Below are 3,216 nucleotides of genomic sequence, written 5' to 3'. Positions count from 1 at the left end.
TCCGCCATAACCGCCGCCTCCGCCGCCGCTACCGTACATGCTGCCGTAACCTCCGCTTCCCCCGCGGCCGCCGCCACCGCTTCCCCCGCTGTATCCTCCGGTGCGTCTTGGCCTATCTGGCATTTCCACGTGCTTATCAGACATATTAAGCTCAGTGTTGACTTCAACAACCGGTTCTTCTGACAACAACATCTTCCCGTATTTTCCTATGTTCAATCTCATGGAATTCCTTACTACGGAAATGTAACCATTCTGGATAGAGATGCTATCTCCTGCTGCAATTTTGCCGATCTGGTCATCCCATAAGGATAATAAGATGCTTCCTGTCGCATCTGCAACTTTTACTTCACAGACTCGTTTATCACCATATTGTGATTTTATGTCCTTGACCTCTCCGATTTCAATTACTTTTAGAGTGGCGTTAACATTCTTTGAATTCTCGGTCATATCCTTTACATTAAAATTTGTAGGCGTCGTTTCCATTGTAATACCTTGTTTATATTTTAACTTCCTGCATCACTTTTCCCAGATGTCATTCACCTGTATTTTAAGTCAGAAGAAGTAAATATTAAATTGTAAACGTAGTTGATATACTTTCTGCATAATCTTATAACTGTTCTAATAAATTAATTAATATATATAAAAAATCCATTAGTGTTTAAGAATTACGATGTTGATATGAGTCCCCAGGTTTTTTATTTCCAATACCTCATGATGATGTGTTTTACACCAGCCCGATATTGTCTCTTTTGCCGTGGGATCGTCTGTTATTACTTCCAGTTTTTCACCAACAGGTATTGTTTCAAGTTTTTTCTTTGTATGAAATAATACAAAGGGGCATACTTTACCCTGAAGATCAAGGCATTCCATGTTGACTACTATGAATGATTGGTATATTAAACCTTTATAATGTTGGGGTCATGGTGAGTGATGAGCATAGGTTTTTTGGCTTTTGATCAACGTCGTATTACAAATATTGCTATAAACAGCATAGCCATTGTGAAAGGCGCTGACAGGAAGGGTGTGGCTTTCGTCGGAGCGCCCGTTCCTGTTATTTCCAGTGCGGGAGTCGTAGTGGCGGCGGCGCTGGTGTACTATTCTTCGAGGATGCAGGGGTTGGCGATGGTGACCTCCTCAAGGGTCAGAGCATAGTGCAAAAATTTCTTTACTAGAAGATGGAATTTCTGTTATTTTGTTCATCTTTGTCATTTTGATAGAAATCCCTTCACCTTTCTTTGTTTCTTTCCAGTTAAGTGAAGATAATTTTCATTAGAAATTACGGATTTTCCTGTTTTTTCCTCAAGCTCTTTCCGTGTATTCTTTGCAATTGTGCAGCCTTCAACAGCAGAATCCTTGCATTCTTCAAATCCCAGGGAATCTTTAGAAATTGTAATATCCGTTGTTGCTTTTTCACCGACCATAGTAAGGATCAACTCCCGGTCCGTCAGGCTCTGCTTTCGGGGATGGTATGGATTGGATTATCCTGAACATGGATTCGGTGTTGGCGCAGTCGGTTTCGTATTTTTTGCCGTCTGTTGATGCTACTTTCAGTTGTCCGATTTTATCGGACAACTCAAAACCTTCATCTATAAGCTTTTTTTTCAAATCAGACCAGTATTTTCTTGGTCTACCACTGTCTGTAATAGCTTGAATTACATCAACCACTGAAAAATACCACTGTTCATCATGCCATATTCGTCTTATTTTAGTTCCTTCAAAAACAACAAGTGCATCCTTTGAGTCCATGTTCATCTCTCGATAGAGCAAATTAACATTCATCTGTTATTGTTTGCCATTTTAATATCTTTTTTAAGATTCAGAAACGATAACCTAAACGACAATTTAAATGACAACATCCTTATTTCAACTTCTTATTCTCAAGCTTTTTTTTAATTTCAGGTTCAGTAAGATAATTTTCTTTAGATACAACTTTCTCACCGCTTCTTTTTTCCAATTCTTTTCTTGCCACTCCGGCAACTGTTCCTCCTTCTTTTGCAGCAATCTTGTTCTCGCCAAAACCGATCGCATCTTTGTTCCGGGCTATTTTAGTGGTAGAAGCCTCTCCAAGCATCGTGAAAATCAATTCCAGGTCATTCATATGATCCCTGAGGTTCTGGCGCTTTAATCCTTTGACCTTTTTGTATTCGCCAGGCGTTAACCCAAATGTAGCTTTAGAAATTTCAGCCGTTAAGATAGAGAATTCACTGTTTGTTTTGATTCCTCTTTTATCCCATTCGTCAGTAAGCTCATCCCTTATCGCTATTCCTCGTACTCTTTTTTCAACCCAGTCATCAGAGTAGCCTTTCAATTTATAGAGCTCTTTCATGCGTTTTTGTGCAAGTTCCGGGTCTTCTATCTCCTGCACCCGTTCATAGCCAACTTTTGCGAGCCATCTTTTGAAGGGTTCGGCTTTTGGGGATGGAATGGACTGTATTATCCTGAACATTGATTCTGTGTTGGCACAATCTGTAAGCCTCATTTTACCATCTTCTGCCTTCAAGGTCAACTGTACGATTTTATCGTACGGTTCAAAACCTTCTTCCAAAAGATTTGATTTCAAATCAGACCAGTATCTTCTGGGTATAGAACTGTCTGTTAAAGCTCCAACTACATCAACCACTGAAAAATACCACTGTTCATCATGCCATATTCGTCTTATTTTAGTTCCTTCAAAAACAACAAGTGCATCCTTTGAGTCCATGTTCATCTCTCGATAGAGTAAATTTCTTACATGGTCAAGACATCAGTAAGGTTAAAAAAGGTTGTTAGAGCGGTGTGAAAGTGATTTTTTGTGTATGATATCATGTTTTCCTTTAAACGACCCGCGTGTTTTTTGATTCATTTTACTTCCCCTTATTGAAATTCTCAACGATCTCTTCAGGGTCAGGTCGTAGAGTTTATAGACAAGCTGGTCCACGTTCCTCATTTTATCCATCTTTTTCCGATTGATGTTTTACTCTATTTGTTTATTTTTGCCATATTATATTTATCTGTTTGAATTTTCACAACCGAACAGGATAAACAGGATTTACTGGATTTTTTACAATAAAATCTATCCTGTTCATCCTTTAAATCCTGTCGATTGGCTTTTGTTTTAATAATTTGGTTTGAACCGGGAACACGGATGAAGCGGATCAGACGGATCTTCATATATCCGTGGGCATGTCGAGTAGAGCCCATAGCCCACCTTTTATCGAGGTAATAGCCCCAAAGTTA

General features: G+C 39.2%; 7 protein-coding genes. 1 reads left to right on the top strand and 6 read right to left on the bottom strand.

Annotated features, from left to right (window positions below; all coding sequences use genetic code 11):
* A partial coding sequence (locus tag CL181_RS19950) for a hypothetical protein (protein ID WP_176504983.1) occupies positions 1 to 483 on the bottom strand: 483 nt, incomplete at its 3' end.
* A gap of 168 nt (positions 484 to 651) precedes the next feature.
* A complete protein-coding gene (locus CL181_RS00475; RefSeq protein WP_097297290.1) occupies positions 652 to 870 on the bottom strand; it encodes a sulfurtransferase TusA family protein in 219 nt (72 codons plus the stop codon).
* A 60-nt stretch (positions 871 to 930) separates the two neighbouring features.
* Here CL181_RS00475 and CL181_RS00470 point away from each other — a divergent pair, with 60 nt between their 5' ends.
* Positions 931 to 1,152 (top strand): hypothetical protein, encoded by a 222-nt coding sequence (locus CL181_RS00470; protein ID WP_097297289.1) that lies wholly within the window; start codon positions 931 to 933, stop codon positions 1,150 to 1,152.
* A 53-nt stretch (positions 1,153 to 1,205) separates the two neighbouring features.
* Here CL181_RS00470 and CL181_RS20775 read toward each other — a convergent pair whose 3' ends face one another.
* The 4 genes from CL181_RS20775 to CL181_RS19640 form a co-directional block, all read right to left on the bottom strand.
* On the bottom strand, positions 1,206 to 1,421 hold the full coding sequence (locus tag CL181_RS20775) for a hypothetical protein (protein WP_097297288.1): 216 nt from the start codon (positions 1,419 to 1,421) through the stop codon (positions 1,206 to 1,208).
* Positions 1,411 to 1,746, bottom strand: a complete 336-nt coding sequence (locus tag CL181_RS20770) for a Bro-N domain-containing protein (protein ID WP_097297287.1) — start codon at positions 1,744 to 1,746, stop codon at positions 1,411 to 1,413. Before CL181_RS20770 ends, CL181_RS20775 begins: the two co-directional genes overlap by 11 nt.
* Positions 1,747 to 1,858: 112 nt before the next feature.
* Positions 1,859 to 2,701: a Bro-N domain-containing protein gene (locus CL181_RS00455; RefSeq protein ID WP_097297286.1), complete on the bottom strand. Its 843-nt coding sequence runs from the start codon at positions 2,699 to 2,701 to the stop codon at positions 1,859 to 1,861.
* 51 nt (positions 2,702 to 2,752) lie between these two features.
* Positions 2,753 to 2,926 (bottom strand): hypothetical protein, encoded by a 174-nt coding sequence (locus CL181_RS19640; RefSeq protein ID WP_217993037.1) that lies wholly within the window; start codon positions 2,924 to 2,926, stop codon positions 2,753 to 2,755.
* Between the last annotated feature and the right edge of the window lie 290 nt (positions 2,927 to 3,216).

Origin of the sequence: Candidatus Methanoperedens sp. BLZ2, from assembly GCF_002487355.1 — an archaeon.
Lineage (GTDB): Archaea > Halobacteriota > Methanosarcinia > Methanosarcinales > Methanoperedenaceae > Methanoperedens.
Note: the sequence above shows the minus strand (reverse complement) of the source record. Positions and strands in the feature narration are given on the sequence as shown.

Coding starts and splice junctions, on each gene's coding strand:
- CL181_RS00470 (WP_097297289.1), top strand. CDS start 931: ATGAGCATAGGTTTTTTGGCTTTTGATCAACGTCGTATTACAAATATT.
- CL181_RS20775 (WP_097297288.1), bottom strand. CDS start 1,421: ATGGTCGGTGAAAAAGCAACAACGGATATTACAATTTCTAAAGATTCC.
- CL181_RS20770 (WP_097297287.1), bottom strand. CDS start 1,746: ATGGACTCAAAGGATGCACTTGTTGTTTTTGAAGGAACTAAAATAAGA.
- CL181_RS19640 (WP_217993037.1), bottom strand. CDS start 2,926: ATGAGGAACGTGGACCAGCTTGTCTATAAACTCTACGACCTGACCCTG.
- CL181_RS00475 (WP_097297290.1), bottom strand. CDS start 870: ATGGAATGCCTTGATCTTCAGGGTAAAGTATGCCCCTTTGTATTATTT.
- CL181_RS00455 (WP_097297286.1), bottom strand. CDS start 2,701: ATGGACTCAAAGGATGCACTTGTTGTTTTTGAAGGAACTAAAATAAGA.